Here is a 25,227-nt window from a genome sequence, read left to right on the forward strand (position 1 = left end):
TGTCCAAACGTTTTCCGTTCGCGGTTTATTACACTGTAGAAAATACAGACATCATCGTTTACGCTGTGTTGGATTGTCGGAGTAATCCGGCTTGGATAGAAGGAAGATTAACAGACAATGAGTAACGTAAACGGCATCATAAAATTTGTCCAAAAATTTATGCGTTAAAACATCTGCATCAGTAATGAAAAGCTGGATGTCCAGCAACTGAACTGAATGCTATTAAGGTATCTTTTAAGAAAAAGGATGGTACGCTTTTAACATTGACTCATGCCATACAACTTTATCACTAGAGGGCAATCCCTCGCTAAGTGACTTTTTAGCTATCATTAGGACGATGGAGCTATGGCAAGGATAGAACCATTCCACCATTTATAAATAATCTTAATTTGATAAAGAATAATAAAAGTGTTCACCGATTACCATGCCAAATATTTTGCTTTTGAATTAACACGCCAATGTGCAAGTGATGGCGTAGATAGGTTATCGCAATCGTTATTCGATGCGACTGTTGACCTAAATCCCCATCAGATCAATGCCGCTTTGTTTGCGCTTCATAATCCTCTCAATAAAGGCGTTATCCTTGCGGATGAAGTCGGCTTAGGAAAAACGATTGAAGCTGGTTTGGTGCTTTGCCAGTATTGGGCGGAAAGAAAACGAAAATTACTGATTATTTGCCCCGCCTCGTTGCGTAAACAATGGGCGCAAGAATTATTAGACAAATTCAATCTCCCTTCACAGATTTTAGATGCGAATATCTGGAAGCAATTAAAAGCCCAGGGCATAAATAACCCCTTCAACAACAAATGTATCAACATACTCTCTTATCATTTTGCTGCGCGATTAGAAGAATTACTGCTTGTTGAGCCTTGGCATTTGGTGGTCATGGACGAAGCACACAAGTTGCGAAATTCATACCGCCCCAACAATAAAATGGGTCAAGCCTTAAAACGCGCCCTTCATGGCAGGCAAAAATTATTATTAACCGCTACACCACTGCAAAACTCCTTGCTTGAGCTTTACGGATTATCGACATTATTGGATGAACATTTGTTTAGTGACGAAAAATCCTTTCGTCAGCATTACATGGGGAACGGCGGTATTGCTCAGTTAAAAGATCGCCTGAAAGGATTTGTAAAACGGACATTACGCAAACAAGTCCTTGAGTACATCCGTTATACCCAGCGTAAAGCCATAACCATACCGTTTACGCCATCCCAGGCAGAAATGCATTTGTATAATGGAATAACGGCAATTCTTGAACGTGAAGATAGCTACTCTTTACCCAAACGCCAACGGCATTTAACCGGGCTTATCCTTCGTAAACTGTTGGCATCGAGTACCCATGCGGTGCTTAACACATTAATTACCATAAGAAATCGGCTTGTTAACCTTTCAAATAATCAACAAGATGATACCGACATTATTGCGGATTTGATTGAAAACGACGATTTGGAATCCGATTACCTTGACGAGTTGGAAAGTGAAACTGTTGATGACTCAGAACAAACTATCGACCAAAAACAACTCAAATGCGAAATTGAAGAAATCAACGGACTGATCGAGCAAGCAGAAAAAATATCTGAAGACAGCAAAGCCAAAGCCTTGTTGATTGCCTTAAATAAAGGCTTTAAACAAATGGCCGCAATGGATGCACCGCGCAAAGCCGTAATTTTTACCGAGTCCAAACGCACTCAGGAATACTTGCAAGCTTATTTGTCCGCTAATGGTTATCAAGAAAAATTGGTGACTTTCAGCGGCACTAACAATAGCCCTGAAACGACGGTTATTTATCAGCAATGGCTACAAGAAGTTAAAGGCACTAACAAAATTACGGGTTCCCCCCAAGTAGACAAACGCACAGCCTTAATTGACCATTTTCAAAATCATGCAGAAATAATGATTGCAACTGAGGCTGGCGCAGAAGGCGTTAACCTGCAATTTTGTTCCTTGGTCATCAATTACGACCTGCCTTGGAATCCGCAGCGAGTTGAACAGCGCATAGGCCGCTGCCATCGCTACGGGCAAAAATTTGATGTTGTTGTTATCAATTTTCTTAATCAAAGCAACTATGCCGACCAACGGGTACTGGAATTATTAACCGATAAGTTTCATTTGTTCGACGGCGTTTTTGGGGCATCTGATGACGTACTTGGTTCTATAGAATCCGGTATTGATTTTGAAAAGCGGATACAAGCAATCTACGAAACTTGCCGAACAACCGATCAAATTGAATCCGCTTTTGCCCAACTCCAGAAAGAAATGGAAGTGGACATCAGTAAACAAATGCAGGAAACCCGTCAGCAATTGTTGGAAAATTTTGATGAGGACATCCACGATTTATTAAAAGTACAGCTCGATCAAGCCGAACAAAGGCTCGACAAAATCAGTCGATGGTTTTGGGCTGTCACCAAACATCGCCTAAAGCCACACGCCGATTTTAATGAACAAGATTACCTTTTCAATCTCAATACTTATGTCATTAATGAAGCACCACAAGGACGCTATCAATTACTGAGGCGAACCCATAAGCAAAATCCAGTCAGTGTAAACGCTCATGTTTACCGTTTGAACCATCCGTTAGGTGAATGGGTACTAGAAACCGCAAAACAACAAGCCACGCCCAGCGCACATATCACATTCGACTATACAGCGCATAAAGCAAAGATTAGTGTCATCGAAGCATTGTTGGGAAAATCCGGTATCCTAAAACTTCAACGCTTCAGTGTTGAAGCCTTGGAACAAAACGAGGATCACCTTTTGTTTGCCGCCGTTACCGATGATGGCGAAGAGTTACCAGCAGAAACGGCGCAAAAGCTTATGCTACTGCCTGCCAGCCTATGTCTTCCGCAAGTGCTGAGTGATTGCCAACAACTGGATACCTCACTCATTAGTGCCCAGAATGACATCATAAAAATGGTCAATAGCCGTAATTTGATGTTCTTTGAAGATGAAGTCAACAAACTCGATCTCTGGGCTGACGACTTAAAGTACGGCCTAGAACAAAGCATTAAGGATATTGACCAACAGATAAAAGAAGTGCGCCGAAATGCCAAAATTGCGCCCACACTGGAAGAAAAATTAAATTACCAGAAAAAACAACGAGAATTAGAGCGGGATCGGAGTCAATTACGCAAAGAACTTTTTGATCGTCAGGATAAAATTGATGAACGTAGAGAAGCCCTAATTGGGCAACTTGAAAGCAAATTAAATCAAAAAACCGAAGCAGATGATCTGTATATGATTAAGTGGTCTATTATCTAAGTAAAAGCCGACTTCAACATCCCGCTTGAGGCAAACATGACCAATCCCAGTGAGAGATTAATGACAAAAATCATTCAGCAACTACAGGCAGAACAAATTCTGACAGAACAGGAAGCCAATAAAATTGCTGGCAAAATACTGTCAGGGAAAATCAGAGCAGAAGATTGGCGATTAGCAATTGAATTATCAATGGATAAGGGCGATCAAAATGCCGAAGAAACCCACCCTTAAAAAACTTACAGTTCATGCATTACGCGGGGCTATGCAACCCGTTGAAATCGAATTTCATAAGCCGCTGACATTGATATATGGTGAAAATGGCACAGGGAAAAGTACGCTTTGTGATGCCTTAGACTTGCTGGGTAATCAGAAAGTAGGTTCGGTTGAAGGGCGGGGTCTAGGTACAACCAATGTTTATTGGCCTTCGATAGAAAAGACCAAAGGAGACATTTATGTCGAATTAGAAACTAAGTCGAATACTTGGCGGGCGACCGTTAGCACGAAAAATGTCAATATAAATCCTTCTACTGATGTGCCATCCGTGCATGTTTTACGTCGGGCGCAGATTTTAGATTTAATTCAAGCAAACCCTGCTGATCGTTTTAAGGTTATAAAACCTTTTATAGATATAACTGAAATTGAAAAATCAGAAACCGAATTACGCAGTTTGTTAAATACGTTAGAAAAGGAACAAACAGAGGCAAGTACTAGGCTGGGAGAGAACAGGGTAACAATAGAAAGTTATTGGCAACGCCTAGCAAACAGTAAAGGATCAGTATTTGAATGGGCAAGACAAGAAACACAAACAAATCTTGATGGCTTTGACAACGAAATCAGCAAGCTGAGACAACTTGAACATACATTAAATAATGTCAAACGAGAACAACAAAATTATCAACAAGCTCAAGAAAATCTAACAAAAACCCAAACAGAAGTTACTCAAGAACAGCAAAAAGTTGAAACAATCACTCAACAAGCCCTGCCAGGAACGAAGGAAGTTTTAGAAATACTCCAGGCAGCGAGTAGACATTTTTCATCTCACCCGATAGTAGAAAAGTGCCCACTATGTGAGAGTTCAGAATTTGCCAATGGACTTCCTGATAAGGTCGCACAAAAAATCAGTCAGTTAAACATCCTTGATCGGGCGATAGTCAGCAAAAAGCAGGTAGACGCAAAATTTAGCAACGATCAAAATAAGAAAGAATCAGAAGGCAAAAAATTAACGGAAACAATAACTGCACTTAGCCAAAATATTGAAGACTGTATTAGTTTTTCATTATTACAAGAAAGTAAAACCCAAGAAATTATTTCTATATTGAAACAACAACTTTCTAACTCTATAGACCTAATTTCATCCCCGATTCTTAATCAAGCTATTGATTCATTAATCGGTACTATCAATCAAAGACGTGACGACATAGCCAATTACAAAGGTGAAATCAATGGCTTAAAGTCAGCTTTACAACAATACGATACCAATATTGAAAATCAACGAGCTTCATCAATACTACTGCCAGCTTTAAGGCAAGCTCTACAAATTCATGAAATCCAACGTAAGCAATTTGTTGACGACATACTCAGTAAAATTGCGAATGAAGTAGGTCGTCTCTATGAGTTGCTACATCCAGGCGAGGGACTTAATAAAATCGCCCTTATGCTTGATCCAAAGAAAAAAGCATCTCTTGAAATTGCGGCTAATTTTTTCAGTCTCGAAAATGCGCCACCCGCAGCTTATTTTAGTGATTCTCATTTGGATACATTGGGATTGTGTATATTTATCGCTATCGCTGCATTGAATAATCTTGAAAACACCATTCTCGTGTTGGACGATGTGCTTGGGAGTATTGATGAGCCTCATGTCGAACGATTGGTTGAGATGATTTATAGCGAAACAGAACGTTTTATGCATTGTATTATCACAACGCATTACCGCCCTTGGCGTGAAAAATTCCGACTTGGACAATTAAGAAACGGGCAATGTCAACTAATTGAACTTGGAAAATGGTCGCATTCAAATGGGGTTTCTATCGGAGTGAAAGGCGCACCACCTGTTGATGAATTAAGAAAATTAATTCAAGCAAATCCACAAAGCCTTCAACTTATCTGTGCGAGTGCTGGTGTTTTACTCGAACAAATTTGTGATTTTATAACTGAAAAATATGAATGTTCAGTTCCAAGAAAAAAGCATGGGCATACGTTAGGCGATCTGTTGCCATCGATAAACAACAAGTTGCTTGCTGCGTTACGAACAGAAACTAAAAAAGCTGATGGGAGTTATTTAAATCATACTCTGGGTAGCAAACTGGAAGAACTCAAAAATATTTCATCTACAAGAAACATCTTTGGCTGCCATTACAACGTATTATCACAGCACCTTCCTGAGCAAGATGCCCAGCGTTTCGGACAACTGGTTTTAGAAGTAGCAGAGTGCTTAATTTGTCCTGAAGAAGGCTTGCCATCCTCTGATAGATCAGGTTCTTATTGGGCAACAAAAGACGAAACGCTACGGTTACACCCCTTACGAAAACCATCTTAAAAAACTAAATGAATAATAAACAAAAGTTAGAGCTAACTTGGATCGGCAAGGACAAGCGGCCTAAGTTGGAGCCGAGGATTTTATTGGAAGACCCAAGTTTGTCGTATCATGCTAAACATAAGGTAAGCGATAACGATCAGTTCGATAACAAGCTAATTTTTGGCGACAACCTGCTGGCGTTGAAAGCGTTGGAGCAAGTGTATTTTGGAAAAGTTAAATGTATTTATATCGATCCTCCTTACAATACAGGTAGCGCGTTTGCCCATTTTGATGACGGGTTGGAGCATTCGATCTGGCTGTCATTGATGCGTGATAGGCTCGAAATTCTCAGGGAATTGTTGGCAGAAGATGGCAGTATTTGGGTATCTATCGACGACAACGAAGCTCATTATTTAAAAGTCATGATGGACGAGGTGTTTGGTAGAAGAAATTTTATTGCTTCAAATGTTTGGCAAAAACGATATTCAAGAGAGAATCGTGAGGCAATTGGTGATGTACATGAATATCTTTTTGTTTATGCTAAACATCCAGAGGTTTTTAAGGAAAATCGTAACTTAGTTACTTTGACAGAACAACAAGCAAAGGTTTACAGAAATCCTAATAATGATCCACTTGGTCGTTGGCGACCAATTCCAATGACAGCCCAAGAAGGACATGCAACATCAGAACAGTTTTATGAAGTTGTAACCCCCATCTGGAAAGAGACATCGACCACCTGAGGGCCGTTGTTGGGGGATAGCACGAGCAACTTATGAAAAACTTCTGTCGGAAGGTAGAATATATTTTGGAAAAAATGGTGATGCGCAACCTAATATTATTAGGTACTTATCTGAAGTAGCCGGTGTTGCTCCTTGGACATGGTGGCCATCAGATGAGGTTGGGCATACAGATGAATCAAAAAAAGAAATTCATAGTCTTTTCGGTAAAACGGCGGCTTTTGATAGTCCAAAACCAGAGAGGTTAATTCAGCGTATTTTACATATTGCGACTAATCCTGACGACCTTGTACTAGACTCTTTCGCCGGTTCAGGCACTACTGGCGCAGTCGCGCATAAGATGGGTCGTCGATGGATCATGATTGAACTGGGCGAACATTGCCATACCCACATCATTCCGCGCTTGCAAAAAGTTATCGACGGCGAGGATCAGGGCGGTATCAGCAAGACCGTCAACTGGCAAGGTGGCGGCGGTTTCCGTTATTACAAACTCGCGCCTTCCTTGTTGGAACAAGACAAGTGGGGCAATTGGGTGGTGAATAAAAACTACAACCCGGCAATGCTGGCCGAAGCCCTGTGTAAGTTGGAAGGTTTTACCTATGCGCCTTCCGATAGCCAATGGTGGAATCACGGCTATTCATCCGAACAGGACTTTATTTACGTTACCACGCAAAACCTGTCGCATCAGCAATTGGTGGAACTGTCCGAGGAAGTGGGCGGCAATCGTTCCCTGTTGGTGTGTTGCGCGGCATTTCGCGGCAAATCCGAACAATTTGCCAATCTAACGGTTAAGAAAATTCCCAAAATGGTGTTGTCGCGCTGCGAATGGGCGCATGACGATTACAGCCTGAATGTTGCCAACTTGCCGCAAATGCAAAAACCCGCCGCCGCACCGGAGCAAACGGATTTACTGGGAGACGAGGCATGAAACAGAAAATTTTACAAAGTATCGCCGGACGCTTAAGTTTAAGGCAACCGCAACGGGATTCCTTGGAAGCCTTGTTGAGGGCGATTGAAGCAAGCCCGGATATTCTGCATCCAAAACGCGATGTCGCAACCGTTTTGGAAATCATTAAAAATGAATTCCCTAAGCTGTCTGATTTTGAACGTGAGTTTCCCTCCCTTTGTTTTGCCTTGGCAACCGGGGTCGGCAAAACCCGGTTGATGGGTGCTTTTATCAGCTACTTGCATCTGGCGCATGGTATTAACCATTTTTTTGTATTAGCCCCCAACCTGACGATTTACAACAAGCTGATTACGGACTTTACTCCCAATACCCCAAAATATGTCTTTAAAGGCATTGCCGAGTTTGCCGTTAATTCGCCCGTGATAATTACTGGCGACGATTATGAGGTTAAAGGCCGTCATGCTGGCGATATATTTTCTGCTGTGTCCATCAACATTTTCAATATTTCTAAAATCCATTCAGAAGTGCGAGGAGGCAAGTCGCCTAAGATTAAACGATTGTCCGAATATTTAGGCGATAGCTATTTTAATTATTTGTCTGAGTTGTCAGACTTGGTTTTGCTGATGGATGAATCGCATAGGTATCGTGCCGATGCCGGAATGCGGGCGTTGAATGAATTAAAACCATTACTGGGTTTGGAGCTGACGGCAACCCCGTTTACTGAAAGCGCACGAGGGCCGATTCCCTTCAAAAACGTCGTAGTGGATTATCCCTTAGCCCGCGCCATGGATGATGGTTTCGTTAAAGAGCCTGCTGTGGTGACTCAACGGAATTTCAACGCTAACCAGTATTCCAAGGAAGAAATTGAGCGCATTAAATTGATGGATGGCATTCGCTTACATGAGGCCACCAAGGTTGAATTACTGACCTACGCACGGGAAAACGATGTGCCTGTCGTTAAGCCGTTTATGCTCGTTATCGCCAGGGATACCACACACGCTGCACAGTTATTGGAGTTAATGGAATCGTCGGCGTTTTTTGATGGACGTTATCAAGGCAAAATAATTCAGGTGGACAGCAGCAAATCCGGTGCTGCCGAAGAAGAGATGATCGCCCGTTTGCTGGCGGTAGAAAGCCAGGATGAACCAACGGAAGTGGTAATTCACGTCAATATGCTGAAAGAAGGCTGGGACGTGACGAATCTTTATACCATTGTGCCATTACGAGCCGCCAATGCACGGACATTGATAGAGCAATCAATTGGCCGTGGTTTGCGCCTGCCTTATGGTAAACGCACAGGCGTAGCGACGGTGGATCGCTTGAATATTGTCGCCCACGACCGTTTTCAAGAAATTATTGACGAAGCGAACAACCCTGAAAATCCGCTGCGTTTGAAACAAGTGATTCTGGAAGCACCGACCAATCAAGATAAAACCGAAAGTGTGGCGGTAATATCGAATCTTGGAATGCTAGTAGGTAATTCATCATCAGGCATGGTTTATCCCTCTTTAACTAACAAAACGCCTATTTTTCAAGGCGTAGCAGAAAAAGCGGTCGCACAAATTGCCATTGCCGAATTGAATAAATTGCAACATCAACCCGCTATTGCTGCAACCAGTAAGGCATTGCTAGGGGAAGCTATTCAGTCATCGATTGTCAAAGCCGTTACTGAGCATCTGAATTCCAGCCAGCAATCCGTATTTGATGACGATAAGACGATAGATGTTGCGAAGATCGTTGCCAAAGCAACCCTATTGATGGTTCAGCAAACTATTGATATTCCGCGTGTAATTGTTGTACCTAAAGGTGAAGTCAGCTATGGCTATAAGCCGTTTACTTTAGATTTAAGTGGTTTGAATCTTCAACCATCCGAACGGGATATTTTGATTCAAAGTTTGCAAACCAATCAGCAGGTGTCGATGGCATCCCAAATTGGCTTAACTGAAGCGAAACCGGAGAATTACATCGTTTATGCGTTGATTGATTTTGATGATATTTCTTATGACGAACATGCCGATTTACTGTATGACTTGGCAAAACAGGTTATTGACCATTTGAACGCCAGTGCCTTATCCGATGACGAAATTCATAATGTGTTGAGTAACCATCGTAATTTAATCGCCCAAAACATTCATGCACAAATGGCCGGACACTTTTGGGAAAAGGCTGATACCTATGAAGTGGAAGTGCGGAGCGGATTTACGCCATTAAAAGATTGTGCTTATACCGTGTTAGAAGGCCAAGCGGTGCAGTCTTATCGTCAAACCGTCGCCGATAAAACCAAGATTAAGCAGGTATTGTTTGGTGGATTTGAAAAATGTTTGTATCCCGTACAAAAATTTGATTCTGATACTGAACGACGCTTTGCCGTCATATTAGAACGTGACGCGCAAAAGTGGTTTAAGCCCGCCAAAGGTCAATTTAAAATTTATTACAAAGACCGTAACGAACACCCGGAATATGTACCCGACTTTATCGCTGAAACTGAGCAATGCGTGTTGATGGTGGAAACCAAATCACTGGCGGAAATGACTGACCCAATTGTCCAAGCCAAAGCCGAAGCCGCAAAAACTTGGTGCAAAAATGCCAGTGAATATCTGCTTAAAAATGGCGGAAAATCCTGGAAATATTTACAGATACCCCATGATGAGGTCACGGAAAATCTTAAGCTGGAGGATTTTGTCCGAAGGTTTTGATTGATAAGGTTAGTATTATGAATTCCCTTTTTGCGATGACAAAATATTACACAATTTAACCCAACAACCTTATTTTTAAGGATTAAAGCCAAACAAAAAAGACAACTCCACAAGGTTATGCACAAAATCTGTGGATAACTCTAATACATTGGAAAAAGGTAGCATAAAAATCTAACTTAATGCTTTGTTCCAACTTATGACCCTATTAGCTATCTTCTACAATCCCTATTACTTGATGAATAACCAAAGCATAACAATTGCCGAAACCAGCGCCATTATCGAAGCGGCAAAATTAACATAGAGCATTGACCTCATAGTTTTTAACTGGCTATTTAAAGACCTTAAATTCTTTGAAGCCCTGAGTTGTTGCTCCATGGCGATGTTACCGCTTTTGTCTGCAATTTCCATGACAAGGTTTTCAATCTGCTGTTCAATCAGCTCGCCGACAAGATGACGGTGGCTGTTTTCCATGCTGCCTAGAATCGCCTTAGCTTTACTTTCCATGTTCTTGCTCCACAAATCAGCGGCTGCTTCCAAATTGACATGGAATTCATGAATTAACACTTCTTGCTTGCTGGCGAATTCGTCCATTAATAAACCGTTGATGGTTTGCAAAACCAGGATTGGATCGTTATTGCCAAGGGCAATACCGTGCTTTACAGCAACAGCACGTATGATGGCTTCCATGCCATCGTCTGACCGATCAGTTTTTACCTTAGTTGCTTGATTCGCTGGGCTTCTATCAATGCCCCGACTTAACAATCCCTTGCTCATAAAATTACCGCAGCATCCAGTCTCTTAAAAATATCGTCTTGTATGATTTTTAATCTTTGCCGGGTCATGATTGTTTTACTTGGATCGTTGATTGCTTCGTCGAAAGTCAGGTTTTGATTGAGCATTGCGCTTAGGTCATGGCCGAAGGTTTCTTGCTTATGCTCCGGTATTTGGATCAATGCAGTGATGGCCTCCTTATTCGCCTTATAAACAGCCATCTGCTCAAATGTTTTACCATCAGACTTCACTTCGCCCCAGTAGGGATTGAGCCAGACAATAAATTTGGTATTTCCCTTTAAGTGGTGCGCCATTTGAGCAAAGCCCACTAAGGTGTCGTTTAACGCCTGTCCGCCTGTGATGACGGTATGGATGATCAACTCATGGCCGAGGCTTTGTAATATTTCCGGTATGCCCATCTCCCTAATGTATGTTGATAAGGCAATGAATGAACTCGCACCGTTATCAATTACCGTGTCGCCTTGTGATTGCACTATTAATTCTATAATTTCATCGAATTTACGCTGGTTGATTTCATCGTTCTCGATAATGTCTAGCGACATAACAGGCAAACGGTCATATCGGCTGAAAGTCTTATTGATGGGGTCCGTATCAATTAAGGTCAGCGGCTTCTTTGGATCACTGTGCTTATAGATTAGATATTGCGTGAGTAGGCTTGCGATCAATGATTTTCCAACGCCGCCCTTACCTTGGAGAATGACATGTATTTTAGACATTAGATTAAATCCTTTGGGTTGATTTTGGGGTGATGGGACATACCATCGGGTAGATTTAACTTAGTAGGCTCTACCTGATGAATGGACTCAACGCTTTGAGATGCCGAATTCAGCGTACCAGTCTTGATTTTGGTGGGATCATTTGAAGTGGGTTTACCTCCTTGCTGTGCTTTCTCGCTATGCCGAGTTAAATTTTGTTTTCTGAGATACCTGGAAAAAGTCACGTAATGAACCGTGATGATGTTTTCTTCCGTTAAGGCTTCCCAGAGCGCCTTAGCGGTATAGCCTTTCTCTAAATAGGTTTTAATCAATTCCAGGTTCGCCAAAAACTCCACATAGCTGAGATTATTTGATTGTTTCGCCCGCGCAACCAGGGCTTTTTCGAGGGCATTGGCTTTTGTTGACTCAGACATTTTTTAACCTCATCGGAAATTAGTCCACATCAATCAGGAATATATTTGGATACTAATCGCAACTATGTGAAACTGATAGACATTAAGTAATTAATATAAATATAACATGTTATTATGTGATATTATTGTAACTATATGGTTATAATATTAAATTATCATAATATATTGACAAATACAATAATTTTAAGTAATAATATAGCTAAAGTTACACAGAAAAAGCGGGCAGGATAGGTGAAGTTGGCCAACCGTTTCACGGTTACCAACTTCACAATTCTTATTCGCGCTTGCAGCGCTCAACGAACATCCTGCCCTGCGGGACAACGTCAGAGAAAAGTGAGGTGGAGAATGAAGTTCGACTCAGCACCCAACCGCAAAAGCACCACACCGATCAAGGTGTGTTGTACGCCTGATGAACGGCAAGCCATTGCTGATAAAGCCGGACAATGCGGACTATCCGTTTCCAACTTCTTGCGGACTGTTGGCTTGGGGTCAGGTGTGGTCAGTGTGGTCGATCATCGTAAAGTCGATGAACTGGTGCGGATCAACGGCGACCTGGGACGGCTGGGTGGCTTATTGAAATTGTGGTTAGCAAACGAAGCCCATTTTCAATCTATCAGTGGACAGGGTTTCAAAGACCAAATCTTGGCTACGATTTCTGACATCAATGCTAACCAAGCAAGCCTGAAGGCTATCATCAAGCAGGTGGTCAAGTCATGATTGCAAAAGCCATCCCGATGAAAACAGCAGTAAAGAGCCACTTCGCTCACTTAGTGGCTTATATCACCGATGAGCAGGACACAACTTTCCGCTTAGGGGCGGTTAATGTCTCCAATTGCTACAGTGACGAAGCTGAGGATGCCGTTTTGGAAGTCCTCAATACCCAGATGCAAAACCGTCGGGCAACTTCTGATAAAACTTATCACCTGATTATTTCCTTTCGTGCTGGGGAAGAACCCAGTTCTGAAACCCTGAAAGCGGTAGAAAAAGAACTCTGCGTAGGGCTTGGCTTTACAGACCATCAACGGGTCAGTGCCGTGCATTGCGATACCGAAAACCTCCATATCCACATTGCCATCAACAAAGTCCACCCGGTCAAGCACACGATTCATAATCCCTTCCAAGACTATAAAACCCTGGCGAAATTGTGTGCCAAGCTGGAGCAGCAATACGACCTGGAAGTTGACAACCACCGCACCCAACGAAACCATACCGCTGGCAAAGCTAGGGATATGGAAGCCCATGCCGGGGTAGAAAGCCTGATTACCTGGATACAACAAAATGCCTTGGCTCAAATCAAGCAAGCTAATACCTGGGAAGCATTACATACTGTACTTTATGAGAACGATCTCCGTATTAAGGCTAGGGGCAATGGCCTTGCCATAAGCACTCTGGATGGCTCATCAATCGGGGTTAAAGCCAGTTCAGTTGCCCGGGAATGTTCAAAGAAACAACTGGAACAACGCTTAGGCAGTTTCCAACCCGCAAATGAACAGACTCTTAAAGCAGTCAAGGTCAAACAACGCTATGAACGGTCGCCGTTATTGAGTAATTCAACAAAACCGGAATGTCTAAGCAAACAAAATAAACAAGGTAAAATCAACAGTGTCGAACAATTTAGCGCTTATCAGACACAGATAAGAGAAAAAACCGCTAATCGAAACGATGCCTTGCACAAGGCAAGGACACAGCATAAAGACCAAATACAACAAGCTAAAGACAAGGCCGCAAGCAAACGCCGCTGGATCAAAGCCCTCATCCAACCCGGCATCAACAAAAAACTGCTGCTTGGATTGGTAAGTAAATCCTTACAAGCTGACATAAAGCAAATAAACACGACCTATCAACATACCCGGCAGCGGGTGTACAACCAACACCGGCGACAAACTTGGCTAGTTTGGTTGCAAACACAAGCCACAAACGGCAACCGGGACGCATTGCAATTGTTGCGGCAAAGGCATGTCAACAGTGACCAACGCGGGAATTACCTCGTTAAGTCGAAATACAAAACGGCGGAAGAACCAAGTCATACACCGTACGATCCTTCGTTACCCAAAGCCAAGGTCACCAAAAAAGGTACAGTGTTTTATCTGCACAATAAAGCCGTCATTAAAGATGACGGTAACCGCTTCCATGTTGCCGCCGATGCCAATCAGGATGTATTAACGACTGCACTCATCCATGCCAAACAGCGTCACGGTTACCAGCTTTCCGTCCACGGTAATGAATTGTTTCAGGAAAACGTGGTAAGGGCATCCGTGAAGGCTGGACTGAACATCAGTTTCGACCAAGCTAATTTAGAACAGCGGCGGGTGCAGTTAAGTGCCGAGAAACAAATGTTCGGCGATGGCGCGGTCAAGATTTTAACAGCCCAACAAAGCTTGGGCAGGAGGCGGTGATGGAAATCATGTCAATGGTGCGAGGGTTATGCTTATTGCCAATTATTATTGTTTATGGGGCATGGCTGTTATGCCAGTTTACGCTGGGTTTAATTATGCTTTTATTGGTCGCTTGGCTGATCCATACGTTATTCGGTATTGCCGGAGATGTCGTGCTGGCATTGCCGGTTATTTATGTCTTGTCATATTTGTTGCCGAATCCTCGATTTGGCGACATAGCCAACACGTTCAATTTCAAGATTAAAGCGAACGGTAATGACAAGGTTTTGCCAAAAGCGCAGGTTGTGGATTTTAAAGCCTACCGTCGTGGTACAAAGCCATGATAGACAAGTTCAACAATTCGATTGGCCCATTGGCGCATAAATCGGGCGGCGGTTCCAATAAGGGATTACGGGCGTTAGTGGCAATTACGATTCTTTTGGCAGGGCTGCAAACCGCAACCCAAGTATTTGCCCTTGAATTTCAATATCACCCTTCTCTGGGTTTTAACCTGTTCCATATCTACCCGCCCTGGGCAATCATTGGCTGGGCTTTGCATTGGGGGGATGCCTATTCGCCCAATCTACTACGCGCCGGAAATTTCGGAATTTTAGTGGCAGGAGTGGGATTGCTGTTGCAGACGGTTGTCATCATGGTGTTAGATAACTCAGCGAAAGCTAGCCTTTATATGCACGGTTCGGCACGGTGGGCTAATCTGAAAGACATTCGCTTGTCCGGGCTGTTACCTCGACCCAGAAAATTAACAGAATGGCTTTTGGGTGTAAAACAATTTAATAGTGCTGGTGTTTTTGTCGGTGCTTGGCAGGATAAACGCGGAATAAACCATTATTTAAGGCACAGTGGCGGCGAGCATGTGTTATGTATCGCACCGACCGGTTCCGGCAAAGGTGTTGGCTTGGTCATCCCGACGCTTTTGACTTGGTTGCAAAGTACGGTCATCACCGATTTAAAGGGCGAGTTATGGGGTGCGACGGCTGGCTGGCGAAAGCATCGTGCCAACAATAAGGTGTTGCGCTTTGAACCGGCTGCCAGAGATTCTGTGCGCTGGAACCCGCTGGATGAAATCCGTCTGGGGACACAATATGAAGTGGGCGACGTGCAAAACCTGGTCAATTTGATTGTCGATCCCGATGGTCGGGGCTTGGAAACCCACTGGCAAAAAACCTCCCATGCCTTGCTGGTCGGCGTGATGATCCATGCCTTGTACCTTGCCAAAAAAACCGGCGCAAAAGCCACCTTACAACAGATCGACCGGATACTGTCAGACCCAGAAAAAGCCTTGACCGATTTGTGGCAAGAGATGCGCCACAACTTGCACCGAAACGGAAGCCAACACGAATTGGTGTCATCCGCCGCGATGGACATGATAAGCCGTCCCTTGGAAGAGGCCGGATCGGTGCTGTCAACCGCCAAATCCTATTTATCATTATATAGGGACCCGGTAGTGGCTGAAAATATCGGCAGTTCTGATTTTTGCATTGGTGACTTGATGAACCACGACTCACCGGTAAGCTTGTATATAGTCACCCAGCCGAACGACAAGACCCGGCTACGCCCCTTAGTCCGTATCCTTATAAATATGGTCATCCGGTTTTCGGCGCAGGGCTTGACCATCAGTGATGGTATTCCAAAAGCTTCCTATAAGCATCGCTTGTTATTGATGCTCGATGAATTTCCGGCCTTGGGCAAGTTGGACATCTTGCAAGAATCCTTGGCCTTTTTACGGGGTTACGGCATCAAGTGTTATTTGATCTGCCAGGATATTACCCAGCTTAAAAGCCGTGAATACGGCTATGGCTCGGACGAATCAATCAGCTCGAATTGCGCCGTCGTCAACGCCTTTGCCCCCAACCGGATTGAAACCGCCGAACACTTGTCCAAGCTGACCGGGCAAACCACCATCGTCAAGGAACAAATCACCACCAGCGACCACCGTGCCAGTATGCTGTTGGGCAATGTGTCCCGCACCACCCATGAAGTGCAGCGTCCCTTATTGACCCCCGATGAATGTATGCGGATGCAAGGGCCGGTCAAAGACGGCCACGGCATGATCGAAAAACCGGGCGATATGCTGGTGTTTATGGCAGGTTACCCCGCTATCTATGGTGTCCAGCCCCTGTATTTTAAAGACCAAGCATTAATGGCGCGGTCACGCATATCCCCGCCGGAAAAAAGCGATACCTTAAAAACCAGGTTTAAACCCAAATCTTCCGTCTGTAACGATGCCAAACTGTTACCTGAAGAAGCATCTGGGGCGGCAGGTCGGGTAGACACTGGGCATGAGCATTCCATACAAAGAGGGGCAACAACCCATGTCCGCTCATCCAGTAGATAAGTTTAATGCTCTGGCCACATCTTCGCGGCAACAACCGCGTTATCACCGGACAATAAATGTGTTAGCAGCTTTGTTGTTATTAGGCTTCTCAACCCTATTCCTAAGCGATTGGCTGGGCTTACGCTTAAACATGACGCGCAGTGTTGCCCAGGGCTTTTATTGGGTGGTCAATAAACCACCGGAAAAAGGCGATTTCGTGTCGTTTTGCCCTGCAAAAAATTCCCTGACCCAGATGGCGCATGAGCGTGGCTATATTGGTTTCGGCAATTGTCCAGGCCACTACGAGCGTTTATTAAAAATCGTTGTAGGCGTATCAGGCGATAAGGTAGAACAACATAAACAAGGAATTTATATAAACGGAACATTGCTGCCGCAGAGTGCCGTCCTGCCTCAAGATGGTTTAGGTAGGCCATTGCTGCCGTTTAGCAACACGCCCATTGTACTAAAGTCCGATGAACTCTGGGTGATGACAAACCGCAGTCCCTTATCCTTCGATAGCCGGTATTTCGGCCCGATACGGTTAGCCCAAGTCAGTGATGTGGTTAAACCCTTATGGACTTGGCGGTAAGTCTGTTGCATCCGTTAAGCTGCACAATCCAAATACGGAGGTAGAGATGAAACAAAAAATAAATCGTAATCATTCGGATGATAAAGCTGTTGCCGATGAAGTTTTAATCGACAAATTGACCGATGCCATGACACCGGGATTTGCATCCGAATTTGACCCGGATGAGGCCGAACGTGCTGGTGCTTTTGAAGAGGATGCCTTAAATGAAGCCGATGCCTTGGACAGTTGCATTGATTCTGAACATGAAGGTTAGCGGTCATGGCGAAAACACCGAATCCAGGACAATTTGATTTATTTGATGATTGGCTTGTTGTCGAGGAAGTCGTATCGCCTTCAAATAACTCGACCCAAGCCATAGAAAATGAAACAGTGGTAACGATTGCGGCCATTGAAAACGCCCGTTATCAACTCGCCCAGCGTTTGGCAAATAGGTTGGACAACGATGGTGAGATAAGCACGAAATTGTTAACTGACGAAGCCAACCGTGCTTTCGGCGGTACCCAAGCGGAAGGCGTTTACTCGACAAAAGATGCTTACGATGCCATGGAAGCCGCTTTCAATATCCATCTTATCAGGACAGAAAAGGCTGATTTCACTCTTCAAAATGCGGCATGGGCAAGCAATAAAGCTGCCGAACTAACAAACCGCATCCAAAAATTACCCACGCAAACCAAACGCGACGAAGAAATGGACGAGTTCCAGCAATTCAGCACACCGCCAGCCTTGGCTTTTGTGGCCAATTGGGTGGTGGATGTCAAATCAACCGATGTCATGCTAGAGCCGTCTGCCGGTACGGGCGACTTGGCTATATGGTCGATAATTGCCGGTGCTGAGGTGATCCTGAATGAATTGTCCGTAAGGCGGCAAGTTTTGCTTGCCGACCAGTTCCCCAATTCAAGCTTATATAAGGAAAACGCCGAACAACTGGATAATGTCCTGCCAAGCGAAATAGTGCCGACAGCAGTGGTGATGAACCCGCCTTTTTCATCGACCGCAGGGCGTGTGCAAGGCCAGCGTGACACCGCAAACGGTGCGAGGCACATAGAACAAGCATTAAAACGGCTGCATGACGGTGGCCGATTGGTTGCTGTTGTCGGCCAGGGCATGGCAGCAGACCGCCCTGCGTTCAAGGCGTGGTGGAGTGCTATCGAGAAGAAATACACTGTCCGGGCAAACATAGGCATCTCTGGCAAAGAGTATGCCAAGTATGGAACCACGTTTGACAACCAAATTTTGGTCATCGACAAAACCGGCGCTACGACCCAACCGATTCTGACAGGTTATGTCGAGTCGGTTGCCGAATTACCTAATTTACTGGAGGGCATAAAAAATGACCGTCAACATCTACAACCAAGCATCCATCAACCAGCAGGCGATGAAGATACTCAAAACATACCAGATAGCCTTCAACCCGACAACCGAATTGGCGGCGCTGGTACTGATACGGGCAGCACTGGATCAGAACCTGTTGGCAACAGGGGAGATAACCGAACCCAACCTGTTGATAGCCAAACTATCGGCGAATCCCCAATTAGCGATGTCATTAATGACGGAAGCGGAACCGGGGATGGCGTTCGAACTCGACCTGCCGGACTCACTGGCGGAAGCGGCGGCGATGATAATGGAGGAAATAGTGGCCTCATTGAAGGCAATGAAGTCACCAGCATAGCCATAGAAGCCAAGCAAGGCGAAACCGCCGAATTCTCCGAATCCGTATTCTCCAATTATACCCCGCAACGCCTGACCATTCCCGGCGCACAAAAGCACCTGGGGAAATTGGTGCAGTCTGCGGCTATGTCCGCTGTAGAGCCGCCGCCACCAACCTATGCCCCAAAACTACCGGCTAACCTGATACAAGATGGTTTGCTGTCGATTGCCCAACTTGAATGCCTGGTCTATGCCGGACAAGCCCATGCCGAGCTATTGCCGAATGGTTCACGGAAAGGTTTTTTTATCGGTGATGGCACTGGCGTAGGAAAAGGCCGGGAAATATCCGGCATCATATTGGATAACTTGATGCAAGGCCGTAAAAAAGCCGTATGGGTTTCCTTTAATGAAGGTTTGATTGAAGACGCTAAACGTGATTTTGCAGGTATCGGCGGCAATCCTTTGAAGATATTCTTTCAAGGCAAAACCAAGGCTGGCAACCAAATCACTCAGCATGACGGCATCCTGTTTACGACCTATTCGACCTTACGCGGTGGGGAGAAAAAGCAAGCCACTGACCTAGGGCAGACGACGGGTAAAACCCGCGCCCAACAGATCATTGATTGGTTGGGTGATGGCTTCGACGGTGTGATTGCGTTTGATGAAGCGCACAGCATGGGCAATGCCATTGGGGTGAAAGGCAAACGCGGCAACAGAAAACCCTCACAGCAAGCCTTGGCAGGGATCAACTTACAACGCGAACTGCCGAATGCGCGTGTCGTGTATGTCTCCGCGACAGGCGCAACTGAGATCAGCAATTTAAGTTATGCCGACCGCTTAGGCTTATGGGGAGAAGGCACACCGTTTGCCGATGTGAATACCTTCATTGCGGACGTTTCCAAAGGCGGTATCGCTTCAATGGAACTGATAAGCCGCGATATGAAAGCGATGGGCATGTATATCGCCCGTTCCCTGTCTTATGACGGGGTAAGTTACGAACGGTTGGAACATACTTTATCTGAATTGCAGGAAGATATTTACAATGAATTGGCTGGCGCTTGGCAAATTGTATTAAACAATGTCGATGCGGCACTTGAAATTACCCAGGCAGGCAGTAACGGTAATGCCAAAAGTGCTGCAATGGCGCAATTTTGGGGCGCACACCAACGTTTTTTTAACCAAGTCATCACGTCCTTGCAAACGCCCCTTGTCATTGATGATGTCAGGCGACAACTGGATGCTGGCAATGTCGCCATCATCCAGTTGGTCAATACCAATGAAGCCGCACAAGAACGTATCATTGCGGAAGCGACCGCACAAGATACGGGACTGGAAGACCTTGATTTCACGCCGCGCCAGATGTTGATGGATTACGTTCGGAACGGTTTTCCAGTGGCGGCATACCAAGAGTCAACGGATGAAAACGGCAACAAAATCTACGTGCCGGTTATGGATTCAGACGGAAACCAGGTTTTTGACCGCGAAGCCATTGCCTTGCGCGATACCTTGTTAGAAACGCTGAATCAAATTCGTGTACCTGAAAATCCCATGGATTCCATCATCAACGCCTTCGGTACCGATGTGGTGGCGGAAGTCACTGGCCGAGGCCGCCGTTTTGTCCAGACCCGCGATGATGACGGTAACTTCAAGGTCGTTGAAGAAAAACGCGGTAAACATTCATCCAGGGCGGATGCCGAAGCCTTCCAAAACGACAAAAAGAAAATACTCGTGTTTTCGGGTGCAGGCGGCACTGGTTACAGCTTCCATGCCGACAATACCGCCACAAATAAACACAAGCGCATCCATTATATTTTACAACCGGGATGGCGGGCAGATTCGGCGGTGCAAGGCTTTGGTCGTACCCATCGGACAAACCAAGCCCAAGAACCGCATTATGTCCTGCCGACCACTAACCTGAAAGCACAAAAGCGCTTTGTGTCTTCCATTGCGCGTCGGCTGGATCAATTAGGCGCATTGACACGGGGGCAAAGGGAAGCAACCGGACAGGGTATGTTTACTGCTGCGGACAACCTTGAAAGCGAATATGCAACCACGGCCTTAAACATTTTCTTTGGCGATCTTTACCGTGGTGCGACCAGCTTGTCCTTCCAGAATGTGACAAAACAAATGGGCTTGAATCTATTTGATTCAAACGGCTCATTCTGTGAGACCAAAATCCCGGCGATCCCTCAGTTCTTGAACCGGTTGTTGTCGCTTAAAACCGACCAGCAAAACGCGGTATTTGATGAATTCGAGAAAAGGCTCATAGAAGCCGTCGAATATGCCAAGCAACACGGCTTGTATGACAGTGGCCTACAGACCTTGAAAGCGGTGAGCATCCAGAAAACCCGCGACGATGTGGCTTATGAAGATAAAGCATCCGGCGCACAAACGCGTTATGTCGAACTGGCTGTCACCCATGAACTTCATTATTACGATTGGGCAGAAGCACTTCAGTTAACAAGTAAGCGACTGCAACTAGCCAATGATTTAAGCGGTTGGTTTGTATCGGAGTATAGCAAGCATAAAGGTGATGTCTTCTATTTGAAAGATATTGGTGAGCGGATCAATTCGGATGGAAAGACAGTTCGACGCGGTGTCATTTATTCCATAAAAAAAGATGGCCATAGCTATGTCGATAATGCCGATGTGATTCACCGTGGTTGGGATTACCGGACTGTTTCGGTTAATAGCGTAAACAGTTACCAAAAAGTCACCCTGTCCAGGGCGATTGATGAAGTCGAAGCCCAAAAATTGTGGACGGCACAAGTTGAAAATGCACCGAAGACGGAAACCAAGACCACGAGAATGATCGTCGGTGTCATCCTGCCTATCTGGGATCGGGTCGAGGGTTCTGAAAAGATTTATCGCTTGCAGACCGATAACGGCGAGTTGCTGCTGGGACGCTTTGTTAGTTCAAAATCTGCAAAGCAGACGCTTAAGAACCTGGGGTTGGAATCCAGTCTGTCGAATATGACGGCTTATGAGCTATTCACTGCCGTTAAGGATGGCAGCAAGGCCATCCTTTCCAACGGTTGGGAAATCTCCACCGCAAAGGTCAACCATGAAAACCGTATCGAAATTAAAGGACGAAGCTACCTCACTGAAGCCGAAAAACGGGTGCTTAAAAACCAAGGTGCGTTTATTGAACGGATCAATTGGCAAGAACGGGTGTTTATTCCCACAGGCGGAAAAGGGCTGGAGGCGTTCGAGCGCATCACCCAATCCAAACCTGTCGTCGATTTAATAGAAAAAAACCGGAATAAGGAAGCCAATGAGATTGAGCAAGATTATGGCATTCCAAAAACACCAACAACCGAAACCACACATTCTCAAGCCAGTGGCGGTTCATCCACCGAGATTGTAAGAATTTTCAAATCATACCGTGATAACCCACAGGAGGTTATACCAATGAATGAAAACAAGAGACCATTCCATGAAACCGTCGCCGAAAACTTAATCAAGCAACTTGAACAAGGCACTGCACCCTGGCAACGGCCTTGGGAAGCTGGGGAATCTGGCTCGTTTGTGCCGTTTAACCCACTCACCGGCAATCGCTATAAAGGCATCAATGCCTTACAGCTTATGTCACAGGAGCATGACGATCAACGTTGGATGACTTACAAGCAAGCCAGTGAACTGGGTGGACAAGTCCGCCGGGGTGAAAAAGGCACATCTATTCAATATTGGAAATTCACCGAAGAACACATCAAAAAAGACGAACACGGCAAAGCTGTTTTGGATGAGGAAGGGAATCCGGCAAAGATTACTGTCAAACTGGAAAGGCCACGGGTGTTTTATGCGACGGTATTTAACGCCGAGCAGATTGAGGGTTTGCCCCCGTTACAGAAAAAATCACAAACCTGGGATGCTATGGAACGTGCCGAAGCCATTCTATCGTCATCAGGTGCTTTGATAAACCATAGTGCCGGTGGCAGGGCATTTTACCGGCCATCGTCCGACAGTATTTATTTGCCCGAAAAAGGCCTATTCCCCAGTGCAGATAAATATTATGCCACAGTCCTTCATGAATTGGGCCATTGGACAGGCCACGAATCACGCTTGAACCGTGACTTGGCGCATCCGTTTGGCAGTGAAGACTATGGAAAAGAAGAATTACGCGCCGAAATCTCAAGCATGTTGTTAGGAGATACCTTGGGAATCGGGCATGATCCTGGACAACATGCCGCCTATGTCGGTTCTTGGATTAAGACACTAAGGGACGATCCCCTTGAAATCTTTCGGGCGGCGGCTGATGCTGAAAAGATACAGGCGTATGTAATGGGGCTTGAGCAAACGCAAGTACAAGAGGTGGCAAATAACCAAGAGCAAAGCCAGCGACAAATCGAGATTGATACTAAGCGTTCACAGGTTACAGAATCTATCTTTACGACATTGCCGAAAGACCTGTCACTGTTATCGAATGCCACCGCAGCCGATTATGAGGAAGCCGTTAGGAACGCAAGATTAGAAGATAAGACCTATCTCCAAGTCCCATACCAGCAAAGAAACCAAGCCAAAGCATTAGGGGCAAAATGGGATAGGGGAGTACAGTCGTGGTATGTTCCGGCTGATGTTGATGTAAGCCTTTTTATTCAATGGCCTCATACCGATAACGTAGCCAAAACAGACCGCCAATACTTAGCCGTACCCTATACAGACCGAAACAGTGCAAAAGAAGCAGGGGCTATATGGGATAAAACAGCTAAATCCTGGTATGTAGGCGACAATGCGAATATGGACATCCTGAAGCAGTGGTTACCGGAAAACATAAAAGACCAACAAACACCAGCACTGACACCTCAACAAGAATTTACTGACGCATTAGCTTCGTTGGGTTGCCAGATAACGGGCGAGCATCCGATCATGGACGGTCAAACCCATCGAATTGCAACCGAAGGCGATAAGCCAGGGGAACGAGCGGGATTTTATGTTGCTTATCTTGATGGACACCCCGCCGGTTATATCCAAAACAACAGGACTGGCGATTCGTTAAAATGGAAAGCGAAAGGCTATACCTTGAGCGAAACGGAAAAAGCGCAGTTGCAAGCCCAAAATGCCACTAAGTTACAAGAGCGCGAAGCCACACTTAAGGACAAACAAGATGCGGTTGCCAACTCTGTTCGTAGGTTGTTGGAAATTGCACCGCCTGCACCTGCCGATCATCCTTATTTACAGCAAAAGCAAGCCAGACCAGGCAATTTGCGGGTTGTGCCGGAAGACAATACTGAATTACCGTTAGATATAAATATTCTTATTGTTAAAAACAGGAGAGAGTCACAGCAATTGCGAAAATCCTACCCAGAAAAACTGGTTTTTACCGCAGGGGATTTGTTGTTGCCTGCTATAGACAGCAACGGTGAAATCCGGTCTGTCCAAACCATACAAGGCAATGGCACGAAGCGGTTTGCAGTAGGAGGCGCAAAACAAGACACCTTTCACGTCGTTGGAGGACAAGGATTTGATGCACTGGCTCAAACTCCGGCTATTGTCATCGGTGAAGGTTATGCAACGGTGGACACTTTATCACAAGCACTTGGCTTTCCAATCGTTGCCGCCTTTGATTCCGGCAATCTTCCATCGGTAGCAAAATTTATGCGCGAAAAATTTCCTGACAAGCCGATTATCATTGCTGGCGATAACGATCTGCATCAAGAAATGACAGATGGCCGTAACCCTGGGAAAGAAAAAGCACTCGCAGCCGCAAAATTGGTCAATGGCACAGCTATTTTCCCGATTTTCGCACCGGGCGAACAGGCATACCCGGCAACGCTAAACCTGGTCACGCCAGAAAAAGCACGTAAAGGCGAATTGTCCGATGACCAGAAAACAGCGATAGCGAAAATGAAGAGTTTTACCGATTTCAATGACCTCGCCACCAAAAGTGCTTATGGCATGGCTGGTGTTGAACGGCAAGTAATCAATCTTGTAAACCGCATCACTGCAAACAACCTTGAGCAGAACGAATTAAAGCAGCAACAAGCTAAAGAAGAAAAGAACGGACAGCAACAGGTGCAGCGTAAAGCAATGAGGATATGAGCAACCGATGTTTAAAATGCGGTAACAATTTCATTTTTTATTGATAGCGGACAATGGCGACTTATTGTGAAACCATTGGCTGAAATCACGGAATCGACCCACAAGAGCCATTCAGATATAGATTTAAGCTTCTCGATACCGGTCACTGTCATAGTAAGTAGCAAACGACCCAAATCGGACAGTCAAATGTGAGCTAATGCAG

Annotated in this window: 16 protein-coding genes and 1 pseudogene; 14 read left to right on the forward strand and 3 right to left on the reverse strand. The window is 45.0% G+C overall.

The window, feature by feature from the left end; translation table 11 throughout:
- Positions 1–408: 408 nt before the first annotated feature.
- The 7 genes and pseudogenes from ABL924_RS05875 (at position 409) to ABL924_RS05905 (ending at position 10,119) form a co-directional block, all read left to right on the forward strand.
- Positions 409–3,264, forward strand: a complete 2,856-nt coding sequence (locus tag ABL924_RS05875) for an SNF2-related protein (protein ID WP_349026143.1) — start codon at positions 409–411, stop codon at positions 3,262–3,264.
- Positions 3,265–3,324: 60 nt separating this feature from the next.
- Positions 3,325–3,495: a hypothetical protein gene (locus ABL924_RS05880; protein ID WP_349026144.1), complete on the forward strand. Its 171-nt coding sequence runs from the start codon at positions 3,325–3,327 to the stop codon at positions 3,493–3,495.
- Positions 3,473–5,800 carry an AAA family ATPase gene (locus ABL924_RS05885; protein ID WP_349026145.1) on the forward strand — a complete coding sequence of 776 codons (2,328 nt, stop codon included), beginning with the start codon at positions 3,473–3,475 and terminating at the stop codon, positions 5,798–5,800. The genes ABL924_RS05880 and ABL924_RS05885 overlap by 23 nt, the downstream gene beginning before the upstream one ends.
- Before the next feature lie 8 nt (positions 5,801–5,808).
- Entirely contained in the window at positions 5,809–6,519 is a 711-nt protein-coding gene (locus ABL924_RS05890) for a site-specific DNA-methyltransferase (RefSeq protein WP_349026146.1), read from the forward strand.
- A 97-nt stretch (positions 6,520–6,616) separates the two neighbouring features.
- A pseudogene (locus ABL924_RS05895) lies at positions 6,617–6,844 on the forward strand (DNA methyltransferase); the annotation flags it as partial.
- A gap of 30 nt (positions 6,845–6,874) precedes the next feature.
- The gene (locus ABL924_RS05900; RefSeq protein ID WP_349026147.1) at positions 6,875–7,444 is read left to right on the forward strand and encodes a hypothetical protein; all 570 of its coding nucleotides are present in this window, start codon (positions 6,875–6,877) and stop codon (positions 7,442–7,444) included.
- Positions 7,441–10,119: a DEAD/DEAH box helicase family protein gene (locus tag ABL924_RS05905; RefSeq protein ID WP_349026148.1), complete on the forward strand. Its 2,679-nt coding sequence runs from the start codon at positions 7,441–7,443 to the stop codon at positions 10,117–10,119. The genes ABL924_RS05900 and ABL924_RS05905 overlap by 4 nt, the downstream gene beginning before the upstream one ends.
- A 228-nt stretch (positions 10,120–10,347) precedes the next feature.
- Here the strand turns inward: ABL924_RS05905 and ABL924_RS05910 are convergent, their stop codons facing one another.
- The 3 genes from ABL924_RS05910 to ABL924_RS05920 are packed head-to-tail and all read right to left on the reverse strand — an operon-like array spanning position 10,348 to position 12,040.
- A complete protein-coding gene (locus ABL924_RS05910; RefSeq protein WP_349026149.1) occupies positions 10,348–10,893 on the reverse strand; it encodes a hypothetical protein in 546 nt (181 codons plus the stop codon).
- Positions 10,890–11,627, reverse strand: a complete 738-nt coding sequence (locus ABL924_RS05915) for a conjugal transfer protein TraL (RefSeq protein ID WP_349026150.1) — start codon at positions 11,625–11,627, stop codon at positions 10,890–10,892. The genes ABL924_RS05910 and ABL924_RS05915 overlap by 4 nt, the downstream gene beginning before the upstream one ends.
- Positions 11,627–12,040, reverse strand: coding sequence for a TraK family protein (locus tag ABL924_RS05920; protein ID WP_349026151.1), 414 nt, complete (start codon positions 12,038–12,040; stop codon positions 11,627–11,629). Before ABL924_RS05920 ends, ABL924_RS05915 begins: the two co-directional genes overlap by 1 nt.
- Before the next feature lie 345 nt (positions 12,041–12,385).
- On the opposite strand from ABL924_RS05920, the gene ABL924_RS05925 reads away from it, so the two are divergent.
- From ABL924_RS05925 to ABL924_RS05955, 7 genes are read left to right on the forward strand one after another with little or no spacing between them, the layout of a single operon-like run.
- A complete protein-coding gene (locus ABL924_RS05925; protein ID WP_349026152.1) occupies positions 12,386–12,757 on the forward strand; it encodes a conjugal transfer protein TraJ in 372 nt (123 codons plus the stop codon).
- Positions 12,754–14,436 carry a TraI/MobA(P) family conjugative relaxase gene (gene traI, locus ABL924_RS05930; RefSeq protein ID WP_349026153.1) on the forward strand — a complete coding sequence of 561 codons (1,683 nt, stop codon included), beginning with the start codon at positions 12,754–12,756 and terminating at the stop codon, positions 14,434–14,436. The genes ABL924_RS05925 and traI overlap by 4 nt, the downstream gene beginning before the upstream one ends.
- On the forward strand, positions 14,436–14,759 hold the full coding sequence (locus tag ABL924_RS05935) for a hypothetical protein (RefSeq protein ID WP_349026154.1): 324 nt from the start codon (positions 14,436–14,438) through the stop codon (positions 14,757–14,759). Before traI ends, ABL924_RS05935 begins: the two co-directional genes overlap by 1 nt.
- On the forward strand, positions 14,756–16,771 hold the full coding sequence (locus ABL924_RS05940; protein WP_349026155.1) for a type IV secretory system conjugative DNA transfer family protein: 2,016 nt from the start codon (positions 14,756–14,758) through the stop codon (positions 16,769–16,771). Before ABL924_RS05935 ends, ABL924_RS05940 begins: the two co-directional genes overlap by 4 nt.
- Positions 16,749–17,339, forward strand: a complete 591-nt coding sequence (gene traF / locus ABL924_RS05945) for a conjugative transfer signal peptidase TraF (protein ID WP_349026156.1) — start codon at positions 16,749–16,751, stop codon at positions 17,337–17,339. Before ABL924_RS05940 ends, traF begins: the two co-directional genes overlap by 23 nt.
- 46 nt (positions 17,340–17,385) lie before the next feature.
- Entirely contained in the window at positions 17,386–17,592 is a 207-nt protein-coding gene (locus tag ABL924_RS05950) for a hypothetical protein (RefSeq protein WP_349026157.1), read from the forward strand.
- A 5-nt stretch (positions 17,593–17,597) separates the two neighbouring features.
- Positions 17,598–25,025: a strawberry notch-like NTP hydrolase domain-containing protein gene (locus tag ABL924_RS05955; protein WP_349026158.1), complete on the forward strand. Its 7,428-nt coding sequence runs from the start codon at positions 17,598–17,600 to the stop codon at positions 25,023–25,025.
- Positions 25,026–25,227: the final 202 nt, after the last annotated feature.

Origin of the sequence: Methyloglobulus sp., assembly GCF_040079455.1 — a bacterium.
Classification (GTDB): Bacteria; Pseudomonadota; Gammaproteobacteria; order Methylococcales; family Methylomonadaceae; genus Methyloglobulus.